Source organism: Massilia norwichensis (assembly GCF_024753245.1).
Classification (GTDB): Bacteria; Pseudomonadota; Gammaproteobacteria; order Burkholderiales; family Burkholderiaceae_D; genus Telluria; species Telluria norwichensis.
In genome coordinates this window covers 87,449-109,271 of the sequence record NZ_JANUGX010000002.1, presented here as the reverse complement: position 1 = coordinate 109,271, position 21,823 = coordinate 87,449, and the positions used below count along the sequence as shown (strand labels likewise).

Genomic DNA, 21,823 nt, shown 5'->3' with positions numbered 1-21,823 from the left:
ATAAAAATAAAGTCTTAGTCTTGCCGGGTCAGGCGATAAATCAAAAGTGCTGCACGGATCGCGCTGCGTTCGATGGAGGGCACTTCCAGGTATTCGTTCGGCGAATGCGCGCCGCCGCCGCTGGCGCCCAGACCGTCGAGGCTGTCGATGTAAGGGGCGACGAACTGGATGTCGCCGGCGCCGCGGGATTCCGGCGGCACCGCGCCGATCGGCCCGAGGCCGGCGTCCTGGCTGGCCTGCGAGTACTGGGCCAGGATCTTCAGGTTGCCGGGCGTGACCGCCATCGGCGGATAGGAATCGCGGAAATTCACGGTGGCGCTGGCGCCGGGCAGGCTCTGGGCGACGATCTCGCGCATGCGCGCCTGGGCGCGGTCGCGCTGGGCGTAGTCGAGGTAGCGCAGGTCGCCTTTCACCGTGACGGTGTTGGCGATGACGTTGGTCTTGCCGAAGGCGCTGCCGCGCGATGCGGCATCGTCGTAGCCGACTTCGGTGCCGCCCAGGATCACGCCGGGGTTGAAGGTCAGGCCCGGCTCCACGACCTGCTGGCGGAAGGCGTCGAGGATGCGCGCCGCTTCGTAGATGGCGCCGTAGCCGCCCGGACCGAACACGCCCATCGAGTGCGCCTGGCGCGCCTTGACCTCCAGCTCGAAGAAAGCGGTCGAGCGCCGGCCCACGGTGGCGGCCGCCATGCCGTCCTTGTTGGTGATGCTGCCTTCGAAGCTGAGCGCGACGTCGCTGCGCTTGGCGAGGTCGACCATGTCGCCGCGCGAGATGGTTTTCGGATCGCCCGCTTCTTCCTCGTCGCCGGTCAGCATGACGGCGATGCGCGTGCCTTCGAGGGCGCCGACCTGCTGCAGCGCACGCAGGGCTTCGACGATGATGACGTTACCGCCCTTCATGTCGGACACGCCCTGGCCCTTGATGCGCAGGACCTTGCCGTCGGCTTCAGGCTGCGGTTCCCAGGCCGGCGTCGTGTTGCCGGGCTCGAAGACGGTGTCGAGGTGGCCGAGCAGCATCAGGCGCTTGCCCCGCCCGGCGGAGGTCGCGGGACGCTCGGCCAGCAGGTGGCCGGCGCGCCGCATCTCGGGCGGCAGCTCGATCCAGCGGGTCTGGAAACCGAGCGCGTCGAACTGGTCGCGGAACAGCTTGCCGACGGCGCGCACGCCTGGCTGGTTCATCGTGCCGCTGTTGATCAGGACGCTTTGCCGCAGCAGTTCCAGCGCTTGCGGCGCGTGGGCGTGGATCTCGGCCACGATTTGTTGCTCGACCGGGCTGAGTGGTCCAGTAGCTTGCTGGGCATCGGCCAGTTGCACCGTCACGGCCATCGCCAGGCCGAGCATTGCCTTTACCGGGACGCGCATCGCATCTTTCGAAAAATAATGATGCTCAACTGTACACCGATTCGGGTCCAGTGGCTGTATGGACGGGGCGGATTCAGCGCTGCGGATCGGTGGGGTAGGGCGGACGGCGGCGCATCTTCTGCACCACGCCGGCGCGGTCCAGCAGCAGCACCAGTTCGGTATGGCGGCCGGCGCCGGCAGGGGTTTCGTACAGCCAGGTTTCCATGCCGCTGTCGAAGCGAACGGACTTGGTTGGGCCGAAGGCGGCCAGCAGCTCGGCGCGCGTGGTGCGGCCCGGCACCACCAGCTGCGCAAAGCGGTCTTCGGCGACGATCGTGCCAGGTTCCTGCGAGCCGGTGGCGCAGCCGCCCAGGGCCAGCACGGCGCCCAGGATCGCGATGCGGGCTTTCATGGCGTGGCCTCCGAGGTCGGCGAATCATCCATGTAGTCGAAACTGACCAGCGTGTCGTCCGGCCAGCTGCGGTCCCAGATCGGCGCGTAATACGTGCGGTCGAGCAGCACCTGGCAGTCGCAGAAGGCGAGCATGTCGCGGGTCTGCTCGCCGCCGGCGTAGAGCATGCGGAAGGGCAGGATCTCGGTGCGTGCGCCCGCCCGCAGGGTCACCGAGAACACCGGGCGCTCCGTGAAGAACAGGAAATTGCCGTTCGGGCTGTTGCACACCTGCTCGGGCGTATTCAGCGGGCTCGAAATCCAGCCGAACAGCGGCGAGCTGTTCGACACCAGACCGGCCTCCATGCCGACCAGGCATTCCAGCCGCAGGTCGCCCAGGCGCCGCGTACCGGGCGGCAATCCGGGCGTGATGACCTGGGCGCGCCAGGTCATGCTGGTGGTCTTGCGGTTGGCGATCACGGCGGCATCCTCGCGCAGCGCTTGTTCGTTGCGCGGCAGCGTGAAGGTGTTGTCCGGCGCCACCGGGATCGGGATCGCGATGTGGTCGCCGAGCGCGCGCAGGGTGATTCCCTGCATGTTCACGCCGGGCGTGCGCGGCAGCAGGTGAAAGCGCAGCGTGGCCTGGGGCGCCAGCGCATGTTCGCGCTCGAAGCGCTCCATGCCGCGGATCATCTTGCGGTAAGACTTGTCGACCGGGTCGCGGGTCGAGGTGACGGTGACCACCTGCGGTGCCGATTCGACTTGCGCGCCGGCCTGCTGCGCCGCGGCCATCGCTGGCCAGGCACAGCATAGTAGCGCAGGGAGGAAACTGCCCAGCAGCCGCATCGTCAGCCGGCTTACCAGTAACGGACGCGGCCGACGTCCATGTGGACGAATTGCGAATCCGGGTAATAGCCGACCCCGCCCGCCTTTTGCGACATCGCGATCTTGTGCAGCTTGGCCAGGTCCTGGCCGGGCACGCGCACGTCGATGGCTTTGCCTTCCATGTGCAGGCTGTGTTTCGCCACGCCGGTCGTGTTCTCGTGCAACTTGGCATTCGTCTCCGGCGAACGGTAGCCGGAAATCACGTGCAGCGTCGGATGGCTGCCGTACTGCGCACTGATGCGGTCGAGCAAGACCAGCAGCTGCGGATCGATGGCGGAAACCTTGTTATTGCGGTGGTCGCGCAGCAACTTGTTGATGTCCTGCAGCGCTTCTGGGATGAACTGGCCTTCTGCCCAGAAAATACTGCGCAGGCTCTCGCCCGTGTGGGTGTTGTAGAGGCGCAAGATGCGCTCGTTGGGCGGCGCCGTACCGGGCACGGTTGCCGCCTTGGCGGATTTGATGACTGCCGGCGCACCGATCACGGAAGCCAGCATGGCGGAGCTTTTGAGGAAGGAGCGTCGTTGGTTCATGAGCTTTTCCTTATGCTGTTCGTCAAGAGGACATGATACGCCTCATGCGGAATGCATGCAGCGGACTGGTTCCCTAGAGGCTGTCAGTCAAAAACTACAAGCAAAAGAAACATTGCAATTTAGTCTTTTAGCTTAGGCCAGAGCGAGCACGGGTGTCGCGCGTTCCGAGGTACGGAATTTGTCGACCTGGGCCGCAAGCCGCTGCGATTGCTCCTGCAGCGACTGTGCGGCGGCGCTTGCCTGTTCGACCAGCGCCGCATTCTGCTGCGTCAAACCGTCCACATGACACATCGCCTGGTTGATCTCCCGTACATGCAGCGCCTGGCTTTCGCTGGCATGGCCCATGTTCTGGATGGTGTCGGCCAGGCGCGTGACGTCTTCCACGATATGCGCCATGGTCTGGCCGGCCTTGTCGACCAGCGCCGAGCCGGATGCGATCGCCGTGGTGGACGCTTCGATCAGGGTCTTGATTTCCTTTGCCGCGGTGGCGGAGCGTTGGGCGAGGGTGCGCACTTCGCCGGCGACCACCGCAAAACCGCGACCCTGCTCACCGGCCCGCGCTGCCTCGACCGCGGCATTCAGGGCCAGGATATTGGTCTGGAAAGCGATGCCGTCGATGACGCCGACGATATCGACGATACGCGCGGCGGCGGCGTCGATCGTCCACATCTTCTCGACCACCGCGTGCATCACCTGGCCGCCCTCGCTGGCCACCGACGAGGCGGAAACGGCAGCGCCGCCCGCCGCGCGCGCCGTGTCGGCATTCTGGCGCACGGTGCTGGTCAGGGTTTCCATCGAAGCGGCCGTCTGTTCCAGCGACGCAGCCTGGGCTTCGGTCCTGCGCGACAAGTCCGTATTGCCTGCCGAGATTTCTCCCGTGACCAGCGAGATCGAGGTCGCGCCGTCCCGGACTTCGCGCACGATGCCTTCGAGGCCGAGGCGCATGCGGTCCAGCGTGCGCATCATGGTGCCGAGTTCGTCCCTGGCATCCGCGTGCAGCTGGCCCGTCAGATCGCCGCGTTCGACGGCTTCGGCGAATGCGCAGGCGCGCCGGATCGGCCGGGTGACGCTCAGTGTGACGCCAGCCGCGAGCAGGGCCGCCAGCACCACGGCGGCGGCCGAGATGCCGACCACGATCCAGGTGGACTGCTGCGTGACTGCGTCGACGCTCTGGCTCGCCACGTCCAGCTCGGCCTCGATCGACTTGATGACCTGGTTGAGATCGACGACGATGCGGCGGCGCAGCGGGCTGCATTCATTGACCAGGAAGTTGGCATAGCCCGCCATCTCGTGGGCTTCGCGGTATTTGCGTGGGCGGTCGAGTTCCTTCGCCATCTGGCGCAGGCCGTCGCGCGCCTTGGCGAAGTCGGCGCGGCTGCCCAGCAAGGCATCGAGCGCCTGCAGGCGCTGCAGGTAACGGTCGCGGTGCTGCTCCACCAGCGCCAGCTCGGCCTGGGCCTGCTTGTCGTCGCCGACGATGAAGGCATTGCGCGCGGAGATGCCGGTCTGGGCCAGCGCCTCGCGAATATCGTAGAGCGGTGCCAGCTGTTCGTCGCGAATGCTTGTGGCCTCGGCGAAGGCACGCCTTCCCAGCGCAGCTCGAGGTTGTAGTTCAGTCCACCGCGGATCAGGTGCAGGTGCGAGTCGTTCAGCCCCGGGACGACGGTGCGGCCGTTCAGGTCGACGACCTGGCTGCCGGCGTCGCGGTGGCGCATGACGTCCTCGGTACTGCCGACGGCCAGGAAACGGCCATCGCGGATGGCGACCGCGCTGGCCTGCGGCCGGTCGCGGTCGAGGGTCGCGAATCTGCCGTTGATGAGGATCAGCGTCGGCGAGCTGGCGGCGGTGGACTGTGCTTGCATGGGTCTTCTCCTGGGACAGAGGAATCAGAAAGCCGGGACGGGGGCCAGCACCTCGTTATGGCCCTGGTTACGGGCCTGGGCCTTGTGCAGCATCGTGTAAGCATAGTCGACACCCATGCCGTAGGCGCCGGAATGTTCGGTGACGATCTTCATCACGGCCTCATAGGTGTCGCGGTGGGCCCAGTCGCGCTGCCATTCCAGCAGCACCTGCTGCCAGGTCATCGGCACCACGCCGGCCTGCACCATGCGCTGCATGGCGAAGTCGTGGGCCTCCTTCGAGGTGCCGCCCGACGCATCGGCCACCATGTAGATCTCGTAGCCGCCTTCCAGCATGGCGGAGAGGGCGAAGGTGGTGTTGCAGACTTCGGTCCACAGGCCGGCCACGACGATCTTGTTGCGGCCGTTGCGGGCGAGGGCATCGCGCACCTTCTGGTCGTCCCAGGAATTCATCGACGTGCGTTCGAGGATCGGGGCGTCCGGGAACACATCGAGGATTTCCGGATAGGTCTTGCCGGAGAAGGACTCGGATTCGACGGTGGTGATCACGGTCGGGATGCCGAAGGCTCTGGCTGCCTTGGCCAGGCCGACCACATTGTTCTTCAGGGTCTGGCGGTCGATCGACTGCACGCCGAAGGCCATCTGCGGCTGGTGATCGATGATGATCAGCTGCGCGTTTTGCGGGGTCAGGACTTCCAGTTTCGGGTTGTGCATGATGTGCTCCTTCGAAGCTTCAGGTTGGTCGTGTCTTGCTGCGATAAAGTCATTATGTCCTGCCGTTTCGACAACGAAAAACGAGTGATTTCTGATTTATTCATCGATTTTTTCGACGATGCATGCTGTTCGCATAAGCCGTGCGGATCGGGCTCCGGCTTAGAATGGGCAGCCCCGAATCCAGGAGGTAATGCATGCGCTCGTCAATGGTCCTGGGCCTGCTGCTGGCCGTGTCGATGTCCGTCTCTTTCGCCGCACCGCCAGGCGCGGTCGACGTTCCCATCCCCGACATTCCCTACACGAAGTTTGTGCTGAAGAATGGCCTGACCGTACTTGTGCATGAGGATCACAAATCGCCGGTGGTGGCGGTGAACACCTGGTACCACGTCGGTTCCAAGAACGAAAAGCGCGGCAAGACCGGCTTTGCCCACCTGTTCGAGCACCTGATGTTTTCGGGCAGCGCCAACTTCAATAAAACCTTCCTGTCGGCGCTGGAAGGCATAGGCGCGAGCGACCTGAACGGCACCACGAACAAGGACCGCACCAATTACTTCGAGACCGTGCCGACCTCGATGCTCGATTACACGCTGTTTGCCGAGAGCGACCGCATGGGCCATCTGCTGGGCGTGCTCGACCAGAAGAAGCTGGACCTGCAGCGCGGCGTGGTGCAGAACGAGAAGCGGCAGCGCGAGAACCAGCCGTATGGCGTGGTCGAGCAGATCGTCACCGAGAACACCTGGCCGGCCAATCACCCGTATTCCCGGACCACGATCGGCGCCATGGAAGATCTCGAAGCGGCGTCGATGGGCGATGTCACCGCCTGGTTCAAGGACAATTACGGCCCGAGCAACGTGGTGCTGGTGCTGGCCGGCGACATCACGCCCGCGCAGGCGCGCGAGAAGGTCGAGAAATACTACGGCGACATCCCGCCCGGCGCGCCGGTGGCCAAGCAGCGGGCCTGGATCGCCAAGCGCAGCGGCAGCCACCGCAGCAGCGTGCAGGACCGGGTGCCGCAGGCGCGCATCTACCGCATCTGGAACGTGCCGGGCGCGGACACGCCGGAAGAAGCGCTGCTGGATCTGGCTGCCCATGTGCTGGGCGGCAGCAAGACCTCGCGCCTCTACCAGCGCCTGGTGGTGAAGGAGCAGCTGGCGACCTCTGCCTTTTCCAGCGACGATTCCAGCGAGATCGCCGGCCAGTTCGGCATCAACCTGACGGCGCCCCCTGGCGGCGACGTCGCCCGCATGGAGCGCGTGGCCGACGAGGAGCTGCGCGCCTTGATGAAGACCGGACCGCGCGAAGAAGAGCTGCGCCTGGCGAAGACGGCGATCCTGGCGCAGTATGCGCGCACCGTCGAGCGGGTCGGCGGCTTCGGCGGAAAAAGCGACATGCTGGCGCGCTGCATGACCTTCACGGGCGACCCGGACTGCTACAAGACCTATCTGAAACGCATCCAGATGGCGACCCCGGCGCAGGTCGCCCAGGCCATGCGCGACTGGCTGAGCGACGGCGACTACATCCTCGAAGTCGATCCTTTCCCGTCCGGGCTCGCAGCCTCAGTGACCACGCTGGACCGCAGCAAGGGACCGCCGCCGGGGCACCCGGAAAAGCTGCACCTGCCGCCGATGCAAACGGCGACCCTGTCGAACGGCCTGAAAGTGGTGCTGGCCGAGCGCCATGGCGCGCCGGTGGTGAACCTGTCCCTGCTGGTCGATGCCGGCTTCGCGTCCGATTCGCACGAATTGCCGGGCCTGGCCAGCCTGAGCCTGCGCATGCTGGAAGAGGGCACCCGGACCCGGTCCTCGCTGCAGATCAGCGCCGAGCTGGAAGCGCTGGGCGCCTCCTTCGGCACCAGCACCAACCTCGACGGCGCCTTCGTCAACATGAACGTGTTGACGCCCACACTGCCGCGCGCGCTCGGCGTGTATGCCGATCTGATCCAGCACCCATCCTTCCCGCAGGCGGATTTCGAACGCCTGCAGCGCGACCGCATCGCGACGATCGGCCGCGAGAAGACGGTGCCGCGGGCGATGGCGCTGCGCGTGCTGCCGGGGCTCATCTACGGCAAGGACCACGCCTATGGCCTGCCGCTGACCGGCACCGGCCTTGACACCGCCGTCGCGCGCATGACGCGGGCCGATCTCGTGCGCTACCACCAGGCCTGGTTCAAGCCGAACAATGCGACCTTGCTGGTGGTCGGCGATACGTCGATGGCAAGCTTGAAGCCGCTGCTGGAAAAGGCCTTCGCCGGCTGGCGGCCGGGCACCGTGCCGCAAAAGAACATCAAGACCGTGGCCCAGCCCGAGCGCACCGTGATCTACCTGATCGACCGTCCGGGGGCGCTGCAGAGCGACATCGTCGGCGCCCAGCTGGCACCGCCGCGCAATGCGCCGGATGCGGTGGCGCTGAACCTGCTGAACGACGTCTTCGGTGGCACCTTCAGCTCACGCCTGAACATGAACCTGCGCGAGGACAAGCACTGGTCCTACGGCGTCGGCTCGTCGCTGGTGGCAGCGGTCGGCCAGCGCATCCTGTTCAGCGGCTCGCCGGTGCAGACCGACCAGACCGCGCCGGCACTGCGCGAACTGGCGCGCGAATATGCCGACATCGCCGGCGCCCGACCGATCCTGCAGCCGGAGCTGAAGGCGGCCCAGGACAACGAGACGCTGGGTCTGCCGGGCGCCTTCGAAACCATCGCCCAGCTCAGCAATGGCTACGCCACCATCCTGCAATACCGGTTGCCCGAGAACTACTACGACACCTACACCGACAAAGTGCTGGCGCTGGCGCCACCGGACCTGAACGCGCTGGCCGCGCGCATCATCCTGCCGAAGCAGCAGCTTTGGATCGTGGTCGGCGACATGCGCAAGGTCGGGGCGGACGTGCGGGCGCTGGGCCTGGGCGAGGTGCGCAAGATCGATGCTGATGGGAATTTGCTGCCTTGACCCGACGTTTTCGGGTGGCGTTTGCAATCAGATGTAACGCTACGGCAGGCGACTGCCTTGGGGGGTGATGATTTTTTGTTACGGTTTGGCACAATTGGCAATCGTGCGCGGGGCTTCAGGCGTGTAGCATACGTCCATACACTTTAGTTTTTGATAATAAAAGGAGCCCATCATGAAGACCACGACCATTTCTCTCTCGACCATCGTTTTTGCGGCTGCTGTCATGATGACCGGCTGCCACAAGGCGGAACCGACCAACACCGAAGGCATGGGTCCGGCCCAGGCCGCCGGCGCTGCCGTCGACAACGCTGCTGCGAACACCGCTGAAGCCACCCGTGACGCTGCCGCCAACACCGCCGCCGCTGCCGACCGCGCCGGCGACAAGATCGAAGCCGCAACCGATCGCGCTGCCGCGAAAGCCGACGCCGCCGCCGACCGTGCCGGTGAAAACATGCGCGAAGCCGGTGCCGAAGTGCGCCAGGAATCGAAGGAAGCTGCCGCCAACGTGAAGGAAGGCGCGAAGGATGCGACTGCCGCTACCGGCCGCGCGCTGGAGCGTACTGGCGAGAAGATGCAGAACGCTTCGCATTAATCTTTATCGTCGCCCCCGCGCAGGCGGGGGCCCCAGTTCGTCGCATGCCACTAGTGTTTGCTGCTGGCAACATGCGTGATACTTGGGTTCCCGCCTGCGCGGGAACGACGACTCAAGCCGCCTTGGCCTTTTCGCGCTTCTTCCTCTGCTCCTCCTGCCACTCCTGGAACCGCTCGATATGCTGCTCCCGGCGCAGCACCTTCGAATGCGGATCCAGCGTATAAGCCATGCCTTCCGGCACCTCGAGACTGCCGCGCCCATCCGTCATCGGCAGGCGCAGCACGCGCTCGCCCACCTTCACCTCGACCGGCATCGGGAAGGGCGTGTTCTTTTCCGTCTTCCATGCCAGCTGCAGGGTATTGCCGTTGCGCGTGGCCTGCAGTTCCGGTAACGCCTTCTGGTACAGGTAAGCCTGGAAGAACCAGTCCAGGTCGCGTCCGCTCACGCGCTTGACGATGGCCATGAATTCCGGCGTCGTGCCGTAGCGCGGCGCGAAATTGCCCGGGCGCGGGTCCGGCGTGCCGTAGACCTCTTCGCGTACCGAGCGGAAGAAGGCATCGTCGCCGATCAGGCCGCGCAGCGTGTGCATCACCAGCGAGCCCTTGTTGTAGATGTCCTGGCCCGGGCCGCCGCGCTTGGTATCGTAGACGTCTTCCTCCAGCCGCGGCTTGCCGGACACGATCGGCGCCTTGTTCATCACCATCGCGCGCTGCTGCATCAGCAGGGCGAAGTATTCCTGGTCGCCGCGCAACGCCTGCATGTACAGCGGCTGCATGTAGCTGCCCAGGCCCTCGTGCAGCCACATGTCGTCCCAATCGGCGTTGGTCAACTGGTTGCCGAACCATTCGTGGGCGAATTCGTGCTGCAGCAGCTCGTCGTAGCCGAAGGCCGTCTTCGCGTAGTTGTTGCCGTAGGCGTTGATGGTCTGGTGCTCCATGCCCTTGTGCGGGGTCTCGACCACGCCCATCTTTTCATCGCCGAAGGGGTAGGGGCCGATGGTGCTCTCGAAAAAGTCGAGCATGGGCGCGAACTCGGCGAACAATTCCTTCGCGCCTTTTTCGTTCTGCGGCAGGTACCACATGCGCAGCGGAATCACGTTGCCGTAGCGGCTGCGGTATTCGCCCGACAGCAGCTGGTAGGGCGCGACGTTGATCGAGATGCCGTAGGTGCTCGGGTTTTTGGTGCGCCAGTGATAGGTGCGCCAGCCGTCCTTCTCGTCCATGCCCATCGCGATCCCGTTGCCGGCCGCGACCAGCGGTGCCTGCACGGTGATGTGCTCGTCGACCACCTTGGCCTTGCCGGTCGGGTGGTCGATGCAGGGCCAGAACAGGTCGCAGCCTTCGCCTTGTACGGCGCTCGCCACCCAGGGCTGGCCGTCCGGCGTTTTCGACCAGACAAAGCCGCCGTCCCACGGTGCCTTCTTGGCCACGTGGGGCTGGCCATGGTAGCGCACCCGCACATTGACCTGCCTGCCGGGCTGCAGGGTCTGCGGCAGATCGACCGTCAGCTTGCCGTCCGGGTTGCGCCAGCTGCTGGGAGGCAGCGGCCGATTGTCGACGTCGATGGCGTCGATCGGCAGGTTGCGGTCCAGGTCGAGTTCGATGCTGGCCAGCGGCGCGCGGGTGCCGAAGGTGAGCGTGACATCGCCGGCGATGCTGCGGGTGGCGGGCTCGATGCGCAGTTTGATGTCGGCCTTGTCGAATTCGAGGGCTTGCTGGGCTTCGCTGCGGGTGGCGCCGGAACCGCGGCTGTAGTCGGTGAGGGGCGGCTGGGTGGTGGCACAAGCCGCCAGCAGCGCGCTGGCGCCGACGATGGCGATGTTCTTCATGGTGGTCGGCTGCTGCCGTCTCTGTGATTGATCCGAGGAATCTATCACAGGGGCCGGGCGTGGTCAGTATTGACGACAGGAGAGGGCATGGGCGCGCCGCCGAATCCGCGCCTGGTGAATACTTGGCCCAAGGAGGAAGCATTCATGAACGAACTGAATATCGACATCGGCCGTACCGCGCTGGTGCAGATCGACTTGCAGAACTTTAATGTGCAGAGGGAACTCGCGCCGCACCCGGCCGAGCGCGTGGTCGGCAATTGCGTGCTGCTGGCCGGCGAGATGCGCAACCGCGGCGGCATGGTGATTTTCGTGCGCGTGCAACTGGACGAGCTGTTGATGCCGGTGGCCGACAATCCGATGTTCAAGCCGGGCACGCCGACCCCGCCGCCGGAAGCATCGTATATGGCGGAGGAAGCCCAGGTGCAGGCGAGCGACCACGTCGTGACCAAGCGCCAGTGGGGCGCTTTCTACGCCACCGAGCTCGACCAGTTGCTGCGCCGGCGCGGCATCAAGACCATCATCATGGCCGGCATTGCCACCAACTATGGCGTCGAGTCGACCGCGCGCGCGGCCTTCGACCGCGGCTACGAGCTGATTTTTGCGGAAGATGCGATGAGCAGCGGGAATGCGGACGCGCACAAGAACTGCTGCGAGAACGTGTTCCGCAACATGGGCCGGGTGCGCTCGACCCGCGAGCTTATTGACGCCCTCCAAGCCGGCACCGGCGACGCTTGATCAGCGTCCCGGCCCGGACTAAACCTTAGCGACGCTGGGCCGGCGCCTGGCCGTTCTGGGCGCGGGCGTTGGCCTGTGCCTGGGCATTTGCCTGAGCCTGGGCCTGCGCCTGCTGGCGTTCCTGTTTCTTGTTCATGTGGTGGCCGACGGCGCAGCCGACGGCCGCGCCGAGCACGTGGTGCTTGCCGAGGAAGTGGCCGCCGACGGCGCCTGCCGCCGCGCCTTTCAGGCAGCTGGGTTTGGCAGAGGCGCCGGTCGAGACCAGCGACATCGACATCAGGAGGGATGCGGCAATCAGTTTGGCTTTCATGACATGACTCCGTGAGAAGGTTGATGGTCCTAGCCTAGGCTTACCGGACCCTGCCGACTGTTCGCCATCCCACGAAGACCGGGCCTCAGCTTCCCCTGGCGATGTCGGCCGTGATCTCGTAGGAGCGTAGGCGCGCACCGTGGTCGAAGATCTGCGAGGTCACCATCAGCTCGTCGGCGCCGGTGCGTTCGATGAAGGCCTTCAGCTGGGCCGAGACGGTCGCGGGCGAGCCGATTGCCGAGCACGACAGCACCGAGTCGAGCATCGAACGCTCCGGCGGGCTCAGCAAATCGAGATAGCCCTCGACCGGCGGCTTCAGCTTGGTCGGACGGCCGCTGCGCAGGTTGATGAAGGCTTGCTGCATCGAGGTCGCACGGAAGTGCGCTTCGGCATCGGTATCGGCGGCAAACACGTTAAAGCCGAGCATTACGTAAGGCTTGTCGAGCTGGGCCGAAGGACGGAAGGTCGCGCGGTAGAGCTCGATCGCCTGCATCATCATCTGCGGGGCGAAGTGCGAAGCGAAGGCGTAGGGCAGGCCGAGGGCCGCCGCCAGCTGGGCGCCGAACAGGCTGGAACCGAGGATCCACACCGGCACGTTCAGGCCGGCGCCGGGCACTGCGCGCACCTGGCGTCGCGGCGAGTCGGCAAAGTAATCCATCAGTTCCACGACGTCTTGCGGGAATTCGTCGGCGTCCGAGGCCAGGTTGCGGCGCAGCGCGCGCGCCGTGGTGTGATCGGAGCCGGGCGCGCGGCCCAGGCCCAGGTCGATCCGGCCCGGGAACAGCGACTCGAGCGTGCCGAACTGTTCGGCGATCACGAGCGGCGAATGGTTCGGCAGCATGATGCCGCCGGCGCCAACGCGGATGGTCTTGGTGTTGCCGGCCACATGGGCCATCAGCACCGACGTCGCCGCACTGGCGATGCCTGGCATGCCGTGGTGTTCGGCCAGCCAGAAGCGGTTGTAACCCCAGCGCTCGCCATGCTGGGCAAGGTCGAGCGAGCTGCGGAAGGAATCGGAAGCTGTGCCGCCCTCAACGATGGGGGCGAGGTCGAGTATCGAGAGAGGAATCATGGGTCCATGATACGCCGTTCGCATGAATCTCGCCGAACGTGCCCCCGCTTGACCCCGTCTGGGTCGCTGCCTATGATGCATTCGTTCAATTTTGCCAAGACCAGCCCATGACTCGCTCCACGCTCCCGTTCCGCCGTTCCTTGCTCACCGCGGCCTGTGTCACTGCCTTGCTCAGCGGCTGCATCCACGGACGCGTTGCGCCGGATGCCCTGCCGGCCCCGGCAGCGCGCCTGGATGCTGCGCGCCTGCCGCAGATCGACGCCACCCTGAACGAAGCCATCGCCGCGCGCAAGCTGCCGGGGGCCGTGGTGCACCTCGAGCACGAAGGCGCGGTCTACGAGAAAGCCTATGGAAAGCTCAGCTATGAAGCCGATGCGCAAGCGGTCGGCACCGCCACCGTGTTCGACGCCGCTTCGCTGAGCAAGGTGCTGGCCACCGCGCCCTCGGTGCTCAAACTCGCGGAAGAGGGCAGGATCGATCTGGAAGCGAAGCTGGTGGATTACTTTCCGGAATGCGCGAACGGCGGCAAGGAGAGCATCACGATCCGTCACCTGCTGACCCACAGCTCGGGCCTGCCCGCCGGGCTGCCTGCCAAACCGGCCTGGCACGGCGATGCCGCAGCCCACGATCTGGCCTGCAAACAGGTGGTCACGCATCCGCCCGGCACGTTCTTCCGCTACTCGGACATCAACTACATCCTGCTGGGCCAGCTGGTGCAGAAGGCGTCCGGCATGCCGCTCGCCGAATTTGCGCGCACCCGCATCTTCGAACCCCTGAAGATGCGCGATACCGGCTATGTGCCGCTGCGCCGCCTCGACAGCCGCGCAGTGGCATCGATCGCGCCGACGCAGAAGGGCGGCGCCGCTGAGGTCTCGGCGCACGGCGACCTCGCAGCCGGCCAGCTGCTGCAGGGCGTGGTGCACGATCCGACCGCGCGCCGCATGGACGGCGTGGCCGGATCGGCCGGCGTGTTCACCACCGCCGGCGACGTCGCGCGCTATGCCCGCATGCTGCTGCGCGGCGGCGAACTGGATGGCGTGCGTATTCTCAGCGCGGACAGCGTGCGCCTCTTGAGCACCGTGCAATCGCCGGCCGGCATCGAAGCGCTGCGCGGCATGGGCATGGACATCAATTCGCCGTACGCGGTGCGCCCGCGCGGCACCGTGTTCCCGGTCGGCAGCTATGGCCACACGGGCTTTACCGGCTGCGTGCTGTGGATCGATCCGGGCTCGCGCAGCTTCTACGTGCTGTTGTCGAACCGGGTCTATCCGGACGACAAGAGCAATGTCCTGGAGATGTACACCAGGCTGGGCACGCTGGCTGCCGAGGCCGTCGGACTGCAGGCGCCGCCGGGCTCGAACGCGGTGGCTGCGACGCATTGAAACAACGCCGGCTTGCCCGGCGTTTTTCTTGTCGTATCAAGGGCTTGGTGCGTATGAAGCTGTCATTTTATTGTTCATAAAGTTTGCCGCGCGGCTAACGCGCGCACCCTTTGCCGCGACCGTTCTACACTGCGAACCCTCAATGCATCTTGTTGATATTGTTGAGTTTTTTGCCCCATATACATTAGGAGATCGACATGAAAATGAATAAATTGCTGAAAGGCCTGCTGGGCGCTTCCGTTGCAATGGCAATGTTCGGTACCATGAATGCGCAGGCACAAACGAGCGGCAGCTCCTCCACTGGCGGCACCAGCGCCAGCTCGCAATCCGACCAGGGCAGCGGCAGCTCGTCGACCCAGAAGTCGAGCAAGAAGAAGTCGAAGAAACACAGCAGCAGCTCGGGCTCGAGCAGCGGCGGTTCGAGCGGCAGCTCGGGCAGCTCGTCGAGCGGCAGCATGGGCGGCACCAGCGGCTCGTCCGGCAGCAGCAGCGGCTCCGGCGGCTCCGGTTCCAGCTCGTCGGGTTCGAGCGGTACCTCGGGCAGCGGCAGCATGGGCACCAGCGGCTCGTCGGGTTCGAGCGGCACCTCGGGCAGCGGCACCATGGGCTCCGGTTCGTCGGGCACCAGCGGCACCTCGGGTAGCGGCAGCATGGGCACCGGCTCCTCGGGCAGCAGCGGTTCGAGCGGCACCTCGGGCAGCAGCGGCTCGATGGGCTCCGGCTCGACCGGCACCAGCGGCATGAGCGGCAGCACCGGCTCCTCGGGCACCAGCTCGTCCGGCATGACCGGCACCGGCTCGGGTTCGGGCACCGGCACCAGCGCCACCGGCACGACCGGCACCGGCACCACCGGCACCAGCACCACCAGCGGTGGCGCCGGCGGCACTGGCGGCCGCGGCTACTGATCGGCCACGCGCGCTGTCTTCGCAATAGAAAACACCAGCCTGCGGGCTGGTGTTTTTTATGTGTTTTGGGTTAGCTGCCGCGCGAGCTCGGCTGCTGACTGCTAGCGTGTCCAGCCGGCCTCGCCGATCCAGCGTAGCGCGGCCAGCGAGGGCATGAACAGGTACTCGCCGCCCTTCAGCCGGTTGAATGTGGTCACGCCGTCCAGCCGGCGCCGCACTGGTGACTGCGGCAGCGTGAAACTGCCTGGCGTCTCGTGCAGGCCAACGATGGCGTCGCGCTCGGTGCCCAGGTCGATGAAATTGCCGCGGTTGACCCACTCCTGTTGAAGGAACTCGATGGTGTCATAGGCGCGCGCGCTGATGAAGATGAAGAAGATGCCGCGCTCGCCGCGCGCATCGTCGGCCGCCGACACCTCGCGGCTCCATTTGGGGCCGAAGGTGGAGGAGCGCCGGATGATGCGGTGGATGTTCACGTCGGTCAGGATCGTCAGCTTGCTGTCGCGCGGATTCAGGCGCCGCATGTGGGACGCGTGCGGGCAGACGAAGCCGCGCGGGTCCTTCGAAAAATCGAAATCGTTGTTGCGGGCCGGGTCGGCGCCCAGTTCCGGATCGTCGCGCTCGGGCGCGAGGATCAGGGGCGCCCCGCTGCGCCAGCGGCCGACCAGCTTGGCCGCTAGCAGCTCTTCATCGGATTCATTGGCGGCATGGCTGCGCACGAAGTCGTTGAACGCGCCGACCTGGCTGGCGTACTTGCGCAGCACCACGAAAGAACCGTTGCGTCCCAGTTCGGGCGGATCCGGCATCGCCACCGGGGCCCCGGTCTCGCTGTTCTCACCGAGGATGAATTCACCGGCCGCGATCGCGCGCTCCTGCCCCGGTAGCGCATCGACGCCGCTACCGGCAACCGCGGGCTGCGAAATCGAATCGCGGAAGCCGAAGGGGTTTTTGGCATCGGCATCGGCGCCAAATGCGTGGGTGCCGACCAAGGTTACACCGTGCGAGCGCGCCAGTTCGTCCATGGCCTTGGTGCGCGCCGTTTCGAGCGCGGCGGCGTCGCGCGCATAGATCGTCAGCGCTAGATGGCAGGCGCCGGGGCGGAACGCTTCGTCCCAGTGTTCGGGCGCATTGACGTCGACGTCGCGCAACTGTTCGGCGCGCGCCGCCATGCCTTGCTGGAAGGGCAGCGGAAAACTCTTGAGCGAGGCCTCCGGCAGGCCCAGGGCCTTTAAGCCTTGGAAGCTGAGTGCGGCACCGGTCCAGGCGTCGCGGTCGTCGGTCCAACCGGCTGCGGAAGGGATATGGGCGGCCAGGCGGCGCACAAGGTCGCGTCCTCCTTCCGCATCGTCGAAATGCAGCATCGCGTGGATGCCGACATAGGGTTCGGGACGCGAACGCAGGATCAGGGCCTGGATGTCGTCCAGAGCCAGCGTCACCCGTTCGCGCTGGAAGCGCGCCTTCAAATCGTTGAGCAGGCCCATGTCAGTAATCGACTCCTTCCGGCTGCGAGATCGTGGCGCTGAGCGTGTCCAGCGCCTTGCGTGTCGCCTCGTCCGTAGGCGGATGCGCGGCCATGGCGTCGAAGAAGGTATCCAGCGCCTTTTCCATACGCTGGTAGCGGCGGGTGTCGACCACGGTCACCTGCGGGTTGGCGACAAACCAGCCGGCGGCATCGATCTGGTGCGATGCGATGAAGTCTTTCACCTGCGGGCTGGCGATGCCCGGCCAGCCTTCCACGTTCGCGAACAGCAGGTCCATCAGTTCCGGAATCTTGGTCGCGAAGTCATTGATATAGCTGTCCCAGTCGCCGTCATAGGTGGTAGCAAACAGGATTCGGGTGTCGTTGTCGAAGAAGACGAAGCGCATGTCGTGCAAGGTGGAGACACGCTGGGCGCCATCCATATTGCCGTTGGTGAGATCGAAGATGCGACGCAGACGGTCGGCGCCGCCCGGCTTGAGCGGCGCGATCGCGGTCAGTTCGGACACGTTGCCGGACTGCTTGCCCGCGCGCCCCGCCGATTTGGCGCTGCCCTTCAGGTCGGGATTGTGCTTGCGCACCATCGCTTCAAGTGCGATCTTGGCGAGATGCGGCGCGTCGTGCGCCACCGCATCGATGCGGCGCCGGACTTCCTGCAGCCAGGTTTCGTCGTCCAGGCGTGGGTCGGTGGTCTTGTCGGTCATGGTTCGGGTTCCTCAGTCTGGGATATCGGAAGGCTGTGATGGCTCCGTGCGTGGTCGCGCGTTCATCGCATGGCGATACGCGCTCGAACGCTCGTAGGCTGCACGCCGGATGCGCATGATGCCGCCCAGCGGCCGGTGCGCCTGGATGCCGTTCCAGGGGTTGAAGGAAAGGATGTCGTCGCCATACACCTGGCGCTGCGGCGTCGCAGTGGGCTGTGGGGGGAAGCGCAGCGTGGCGATGGGGCGGTGCGGGGAGCGCTCCTCGCTCCACCGTACGGCGGCGTCCTCGACCGGCATCGCCGCCAGGTCAACGCACAGCTGCGCCGACAGTTCGTATTCGGCGCCATGTTCGGCAAAGAAGGCGCTGACGGCGTCGCGCATGCAGGCGTCGTGCACCTCGCTCAGCGGCTGGCCGGCCAGCGCGCGCACCTCTGCGGACCTGGGCGCGAGCGCGAGCTTGGCAATGTAGTCGCCGAAGCGGATCGCCGCCTGCGTGTGGTAAGTCTCGCCGAGCGGATGGTGGTTGTCGCGGGCCAGGCCTTCGAGCGTGGCGCCCGGTTCCATGCCCAGCGCCTGCACCAGCTCTTTCGCGCCGCGCGCGGTGCCGGCCACCAGCCGTTGGAAGGTATCCGGCGCATGTGCGTTGGCTTCGAGCAGTGCCAGCATCTGCTTGTACTTGGGGATGGTGCCGAAGGCGAGCACCGGGAAGTTCACCATCAGGAAATCCTGGTTGGCGCCGGCGATGTCGGGCGACAGGCGCTCGCCCTCCACGCCCATCACCTTGAGCGCGAAGCCACGTGGCGCCGGGATCTTGTCGGAGTGGATGTCGCCGGGCGCCGAGGACAGGCGCGCGACAACGTGGTAAGTGCGCGCCTCGGCGAAGATCCCTTGGCGCAGCTCGGGCGGCAGATCCGCATGCACCTCCAGTTCGCCAACCAGAAGTCCATTCGACTTGGCATGGGCGTCGCGGATTGCGTGGCGGTGACGCTCGAAAGCGCAGCGGTTGGTGGCCGCCATCTGTGCGACGATCTCACCGGTAAGGCGCGCCTCGTCTTCAGAAACTGTTTCGACATCTGACGCGTAGGGAACAGGACGCAAAGCAATACCCCTCAAAAAGTTGCATTAAAAGCATCATTAAGGGGTATGTTAAGAGATAATTTGTTGCGCTGCAACCGAGAGCACGCTCTATCGTGCTGCTTGACGCTGTAACTGCCTGAGCCCAAGGGAGCGCGCACAAGGCCAACGATGGAGTAGATTAGCCAGGCGTTTTTTGACAAACATAGACCATGGAACAACCCAAGATCAATTGGCTGAGCACCCCCATCGACAACGACTACGTTTCCGCGGAAAGGTATTTGAGCTTGCTGTTCAAGCCACGTAAATGCCGCAAGCTGTTACGGAAATTGCGCGCCGCACCGATGTCGGAATACCCGGCCAAAGATATCTTGCGTGCCTCGCGCACGCCGATGTCGGAAGTCGCCGCCTTTGACTGGGGCCGCCAGCAACAGCAAATCCGCGACGGCGAGGCGCTCGGCCCCATCCTGCTCGTGCGTCAGAAAGATGGCGCATCCTTGATCATTGCCGACGGCTTTCACCGCATGTGCGCGCTATTTGCCGAAGATGAGCTGATCAAGGTGCCCCGCAAGATTGCCCGAACCTGGCTGGCAGCAGGGACCGGTCTCAGTGCCTGCCGAGGAAAGCCGCAATCTGCGGATCGGTCAGCTCCGGCTCCTCGACCACCGGCAGGTGCCCGGTCGCCGGCAGCGAAAAGAACTGCGCCTGCGGGATCGCGCGCTGGACCGCGGCATGCTGGGCAAACGGCACGGTCTTGTCCGCCTCGCCCCAGACCAGCAGCACCGGCAGCCCGGCCTTGCCGACCTTTTCGAAATCCGGCAGCGAAGATGCCGTGATCACATGTCGCATGCTCGATAGAATCGCGCGGCCAAAACCGTCGTAGCGCATCTGCGGCTGAAAGCGCTCGGCCCAGCCGGGCACGCGTTCGGGATGCGGGAAGTCTTCGAGCTGGCTGCCGGCCAGCTTCGGCAGGTACCAGGAACGCATCAGCCACTCGCCCACGCCCGGCCAGGCCATCACGCTGATGTCCTGCGGCTGGTTGAGCGGCGCCACCAGCACCAGGCTGCGCACCCGGTCCGGATGCTCGGCGGTGAAACGGCCGACGATGGCGCCCCCCATCGACAGGCCGAGCAGGTCGGCCCTGGGCAGCTGCAGCGTGTCCATCAGCTCCAGCAGCTGGTTGGCGAACAGCTCGCGGTCGTAGACGACGTCCGGGCGGTCGCTCCAGCCGCGCCCATACAGGTCGAAACGGATCGTGCGGAAACCGCTCGCCGCCAGGTCGGCGCTGGTCTTGTCGAACACGTAGTTCGGCACCGAAAAGCCATGCACCAGCACCACTGGGCGGCCCTGCTCGGGGCCCTCGATGCGCACGTGGACGATGCCATGCGACAGCGTCACGAACTGGCCGGGCGCCTGGCGCCGCGCGGAAGCGTCGAGCGGGCCCTGCTCCAGGTTGCGCGCCAGCGGAATCGCGGCGAGGGTGAGGACGAGGGCGCCGCCGAGGGCAAGGAGGATTTTGCGGAATGCGGTCATGATTGCATATTGCACACCAGACCGCTGCGCCGCGTCAATCGCCGGCGAGCATGGAGCCGGTCTCGCGGTAGCGCTGATGCCAGGCGAATGCCTTTTCCAGCACATGCGGGGTCTGGCCGCCGCGCTGCTGCGCCTCCGCCACGTACTCGCGCAGCATGGTCTTATAAGGTTCGGCGGTGCAGCGGTCGATGATGACCTCGGCACGCTCGCGCGGGGCCAGGCCGCGCAGGTCGGCCAGGCCCAGTTCGGTGACGACGATGTCGACGTCGTGCTCGGTGTGGTCGACATGCGAGACCATCGGCACGATCGAGGAGACTTTGCCGCCCTTGGCCGTGGCCTTGGTGGCGAACACCGACAGGTAGGCGTTGCGCGCGAAGTCGCCCGAGCCGCCGATGCCGTTCATCATGTGGGTGCCGCCGACGTGGGTCGAATTGATGTTGCCGTAGATGTCGGCTTCGAGCGCGGTGTTGATCGCGATGATGCCGAGGCGCCGGATCACTTCCGGATGGTTCGACACTTCCTGCGGACGCAGCACCAGTCGGTCGCGGTAGCGGTCGAAATCGCGGAATACCTGCGCGCTGCGTTCCGGCGACAAGGTGATCGAGGAGCCGGATGCGAATTCCAGCTTGCCGGCGTCGAACAGGTCGAAGGTCGAGTCCTGCAGTACCTCCGAATACATCGTCAGGTGATGGAAGGGGCTGTGGACGAAGCCGGCCAGCACCGCGTTGGCGATGCTGCCGATGCCGGCCTGCAGCGGCAGCAGGCTGCTGGTCAGGCGGCCCTTGAGGATCTCGTCCTCGAAGAAGCGCACCAGGTGGCCGGCGATGGCGGCGGTTTCCTCGTCCGGCGGCAGCACCGAGGAGGTGCTGTCCGGCTGGTCGGTGATCACGATCGCGACGATCTTCTCGGGCGGGATCTCGATGGCGGGCGTGCCGGCGCGCTGCTCGACCGACATCACCGGAATCGGCTCGCGCAGCGGGCGCTTTTTCGGAATCCAGATGTCGTGCAGGCCTTCCAGGCCGGTGGTGTGCGCCAGGTTGATCTCGACGATGACTTTGTCGGCCAGGATCGCGAAGCTGGCGCTGTTGCCGACCGAGGTGGTGGGCACGATCGCGCCGGACTCCGTGATCGCCACCGCTTCGACCACCGCCACGTCGACCGGCTTGATGTGGCGGCTGCGCAGCTGTTCGACGGTCTCGGACAGGTGCTGGTCGATGTACATCACCTCGCCGCGGTTGATGGCGGCGCGCAGCACCGGGTCGACCTGGAAGGGCATGCGGCGCGCCAGTGCGCCTGCTTCGGTGAGCAGCTTGTCGGTGTCGTTGCCGAGCGAGGCGCCGGTCAGCAGCGTGATCTTGAGCGGCTCGCGGCGGGCGCGTTCGGCCAGCGCGGCGGGGACCAGTTTGACGTCGCCGGCGCGGGTGAAACCGCTCATGCCGACGGTCATGCCGTCCTTGATCCAGCTTGCCGCTTCGGCAGCACCGGTGACGCGATTGCGCAGCCGCTCGCAGCGGATGCGATCCAGGTATTCAGTCTTCATGGCTTTGTTTC

At 65.7% G+C, this 21,823-nt stretch carries 19 protein-coding genes and 2 pseudogenes; 4 read left to right on the top strand and 17 right to left on the bottom strand.

Translation table 11 applies throughout. The features are described 5' to 3' along the window. Positions 1-14: 14 nt before the first annotated feature. The 8 genes and pseudogenes from NX782_RS02235 to NX782_RS02205 form a co-directional block, all read right to left on the bottom strand. Positions 15-1,361: a M20/M25/M40 family metallo-hydrolase gene (locus NX782_RS02235; protein ID WP_258843865.1), complete on the bottom strand. Its 1,347-nt coding sequence runs from the start codon at positions 1,359-1,361 to the stop codon at positions 15-17. Between the two features lie 73 nt (positions 1,362-1,434). Continuing rightward, positions 1,435-1,752 (bottom strand): hypothetical protein, encoded by a 318-nt coding sequence (locus NX782_RS02230; RefSeq protein WP_258843864.1) that lies wholly within the window; start codon positions 1,750-1,752, stop codon positions 1,435-1,437. Then, positions 1,749-2,522 (bottom strand): hypothetical protein, encoded by a 774-nt coding sequence (locus NX782_RS02225; RefSeq protein WP_258843863.1) that lies wholly within the window; start codon positions 2,520-2,522, stop codon positions 1,749-1,751. The genes NX782_RS02230 and NX782_RS02225 overlap by 4 nt, the downstream gene beginning before the upstream one ends. 65 nt (positions 2,523-2,587) lie before the next feature. Then, positions 2,588-3,145, bottom strand: a complete 558-nt coding sequence (gene mepK, locus NX782_RS02220; RefSeq protein ID WP_258843862.1) for a peptidoglycan L,D-endopeptidase MepK — start codon at positions 3,143-3,145, stop codon at positions 2,588-2,590. Positions 3,146-3,277: 132 nt separating this feature from the next. Continuing rightward, on the bottom strand, positions 3,278-4,090 hold the full coding sequence (locus tag NX782_RS02215; RefSeq protein WP_370661754.1) for a methyl-accepting chemotaxis protein: 813 nt from the start codon (positions 4,088-4,090) through the stop codon (positions 3,278-3,280). Next, positions 4,085-4,432 (bottom strand): annotated as a pseudogene (locus tag NX782_RS26480) (HAMP domain-containing protein); the annotation flags it as partial. The pseudogene NX782_RS26480 and the gene NX782_RS02215, both read right to left, overlap by 6 nt. A gap of 287 nt (positions 4,433-4,719) precedes the next feature. Further along, positions 4,720-5,007 (bottom strand): annotated as a pseudogene (locus NX782_RS02210) (amidohydrolase family protein); the annotation flags it as partial. Between the two features lie 24 nt (positions 5,008-5,031). Continuing rightward, positions 5,032-5,718: a hydrolase gene (locus NX782_RS02205; protein ID WP_258843860.1), complete on the bottom strand. Its 687-nt coding sequence runs from the start codon at positions 5,716-5,718 to the stop codon at positions 5,032-5,034. Between the two features lie 194 nt (positions 5,719-5,912). Here NX782_RS02205 and NX782_RS02200 point away from each other — a divergent pair, with 194 nt between their 5' ends. Then, positions 5,913-8,663, top strand: a complete 2,751-nt coding sequence (locus tag NX782_RS02200; RefSeq protein WP_258843859.1) for a M16 family metallopeptidase — start codon at positions 5,913-5,915, stop codon at positions 8,661-8,663. A gap of 172 nt (positions 8,664-8,835) precedes the next feature. Further along, a complete protein-coding gene (locus tag NX782_RS02195) occupies positions 8,836-9,255 on the top strand; it encodes a hypothetical protein (RefSeq protein WP_258843858.1) in 420 nt (139 codons plus the stop codon). 112 nt (positions 9,256-9,367) lie between these two features. On the opposite strand, the gene NX782_RS02190 is transcribed toward NX782_RS02195, so the two are convergent. Then, a complete protein-coding gene (locus tag NX782_RS02190) occupies positions 9,368-11,083 on the bottom strand; it encodes a M1 family metallopeptidase (RefSeq protein ID WP_258843857.1) in 1,716 nt (571 codons plus the stop codon). A 144-nt stretch (positions 11,084-11,227) separates the two neighbouring features. Here NX782_RS02190 and NX782_RS02185 point away from each other — a divergent pair, with 144 nt between their 5' ends. Further along, positions 11,228-11,818 carry an isochorismatase family protein gene (locus NX782_RS02185; protein WP_258843856.1) on the top strand — a complete coding sequence of 197 codons (591 nt, stop codon included), beginning with the start codon at positions 11,228-11,230 and terminating at the stop codon, positions 11,816-11,818. Positions 11,819-11,843: 25 nt separating this feature from the next. Here the strand turns inward: NX782_RS02185 and NX782_RS02180 are convergent, their stop codons facing one another. Both NX782_RS02180 and NX782_RS02175 read right to left on the bottom strand, forming a co-directional pair. Continuing rightward, entirely contained in the window at positions 11,844-12,128 is a 285-nt protein-coding gene (locus NX782_RS02180) for a hypothetical protein (RefSeq protein WP_258843855.1), read from the bottom strand. 85 nt (positions 12,129-12,213) lie between these two features. Next, a complete protein-coding gene (locus NX782_RS02175; protein WP_258843854.1) occupies positions 12,214-13,200 on the bottom strand; it encodes an LLM class flavin-dependent oxidoreductase in 987 nt (328 codons plus the stop codon). A 107-nt stretch (positions 13,201-13,307) separates the two neighbouring features. Between NX782_RS02175 and NX782_RS02170 the strand changes: the two genes are divergently transcribed. Further along, positions 13,308-14,582, top strand: a complete 1,275-nt coding sequence (locus tag NX782_RS02170; RefSeq protein ID WP_258843853.1) for a serine hydrolase domain-containing protein — start codon at positions 13,308-13,310, stop codon at positions 14,580-14,582. Between the two features lie 184 nt (positions 14,583-14,766). Here the strand turns inward: NX782_RS02170 and NX782_RS02165 are convergent, their stop codons facing one another. The 6 genes from NX782_RS02165 to scpC form a co-directional block, all read right to left on the bottom strand. Next, entirely contained in the window at positions 14,767-15,468 is a 702-nt protein-coding gene (locus tag NX782_RS02165) for a hypothetical protein (RefSeq protein WP_258843852.1), read from the bottom strand. A 120-nt stretch (positions 15,469-15,588) separates the two neighbouring features. Next, positions 15,589-16,965 (bottom strand): Dyp-type peroxidase, encoded by a 1,377-nt coding sequence (locus tag NX782_RS02160; protein WP_258843851.1) that lies wholly within the window; start codon positions 16,963-16,965, stop codon positions 15,589-15,591. Position 16,966: 1 nt separating this feature from the next. After that, a complete protein-coding gene (locus NX782_RS02155; RefSeq protein WP_109346472.1) occupies positions 16,967-17,665 on the bottom strand; it encodes a hypothetical protein in 699 nt (232 codons plus the stop codon). Between the two features lie 12 nt (positions 17,666-17,677). Further along, a complete protein-coding gene (locus NX782_RS02150; protein ID WP_258843850.1) occupies positions 17,678-18,682 on the bottom strand; it encodes a catalase family protein in 1,005 nt (334 codons plus the stop codon). A 663-nt stretch (positions 18,683-19,345) separates the two neighbouring features. Continuing rightward, complete coding sequence (locus tag NX782_RS02145) at positions 19,346-20,272, bottom strand: alpha/beta fold hydrolase (RefSeq protein WP_258843849.1); 927 nt, start codon at positions 20,270-20,272, stop codon at positions 19,346-19,348. Positions 20,273-20,306: 34 nt separating this feature from the next. After that, positions 20,307-21,812 carry a succinyl-CoA:acetate CoA-transferase ScpC gene (scpC, locus tag NX782_RS02140; RefSeq protein WP_258843848.1) on the bottom strand — a complete coding sequence of 502 codons (1,506 nt, stop codon included), beginning with the start codon at positions 21,810-21,812 and terminating at the stop codon, positions 20,307-20,309. Positions 21,813-21,823 lie beyond the last annotated feature (11 nt).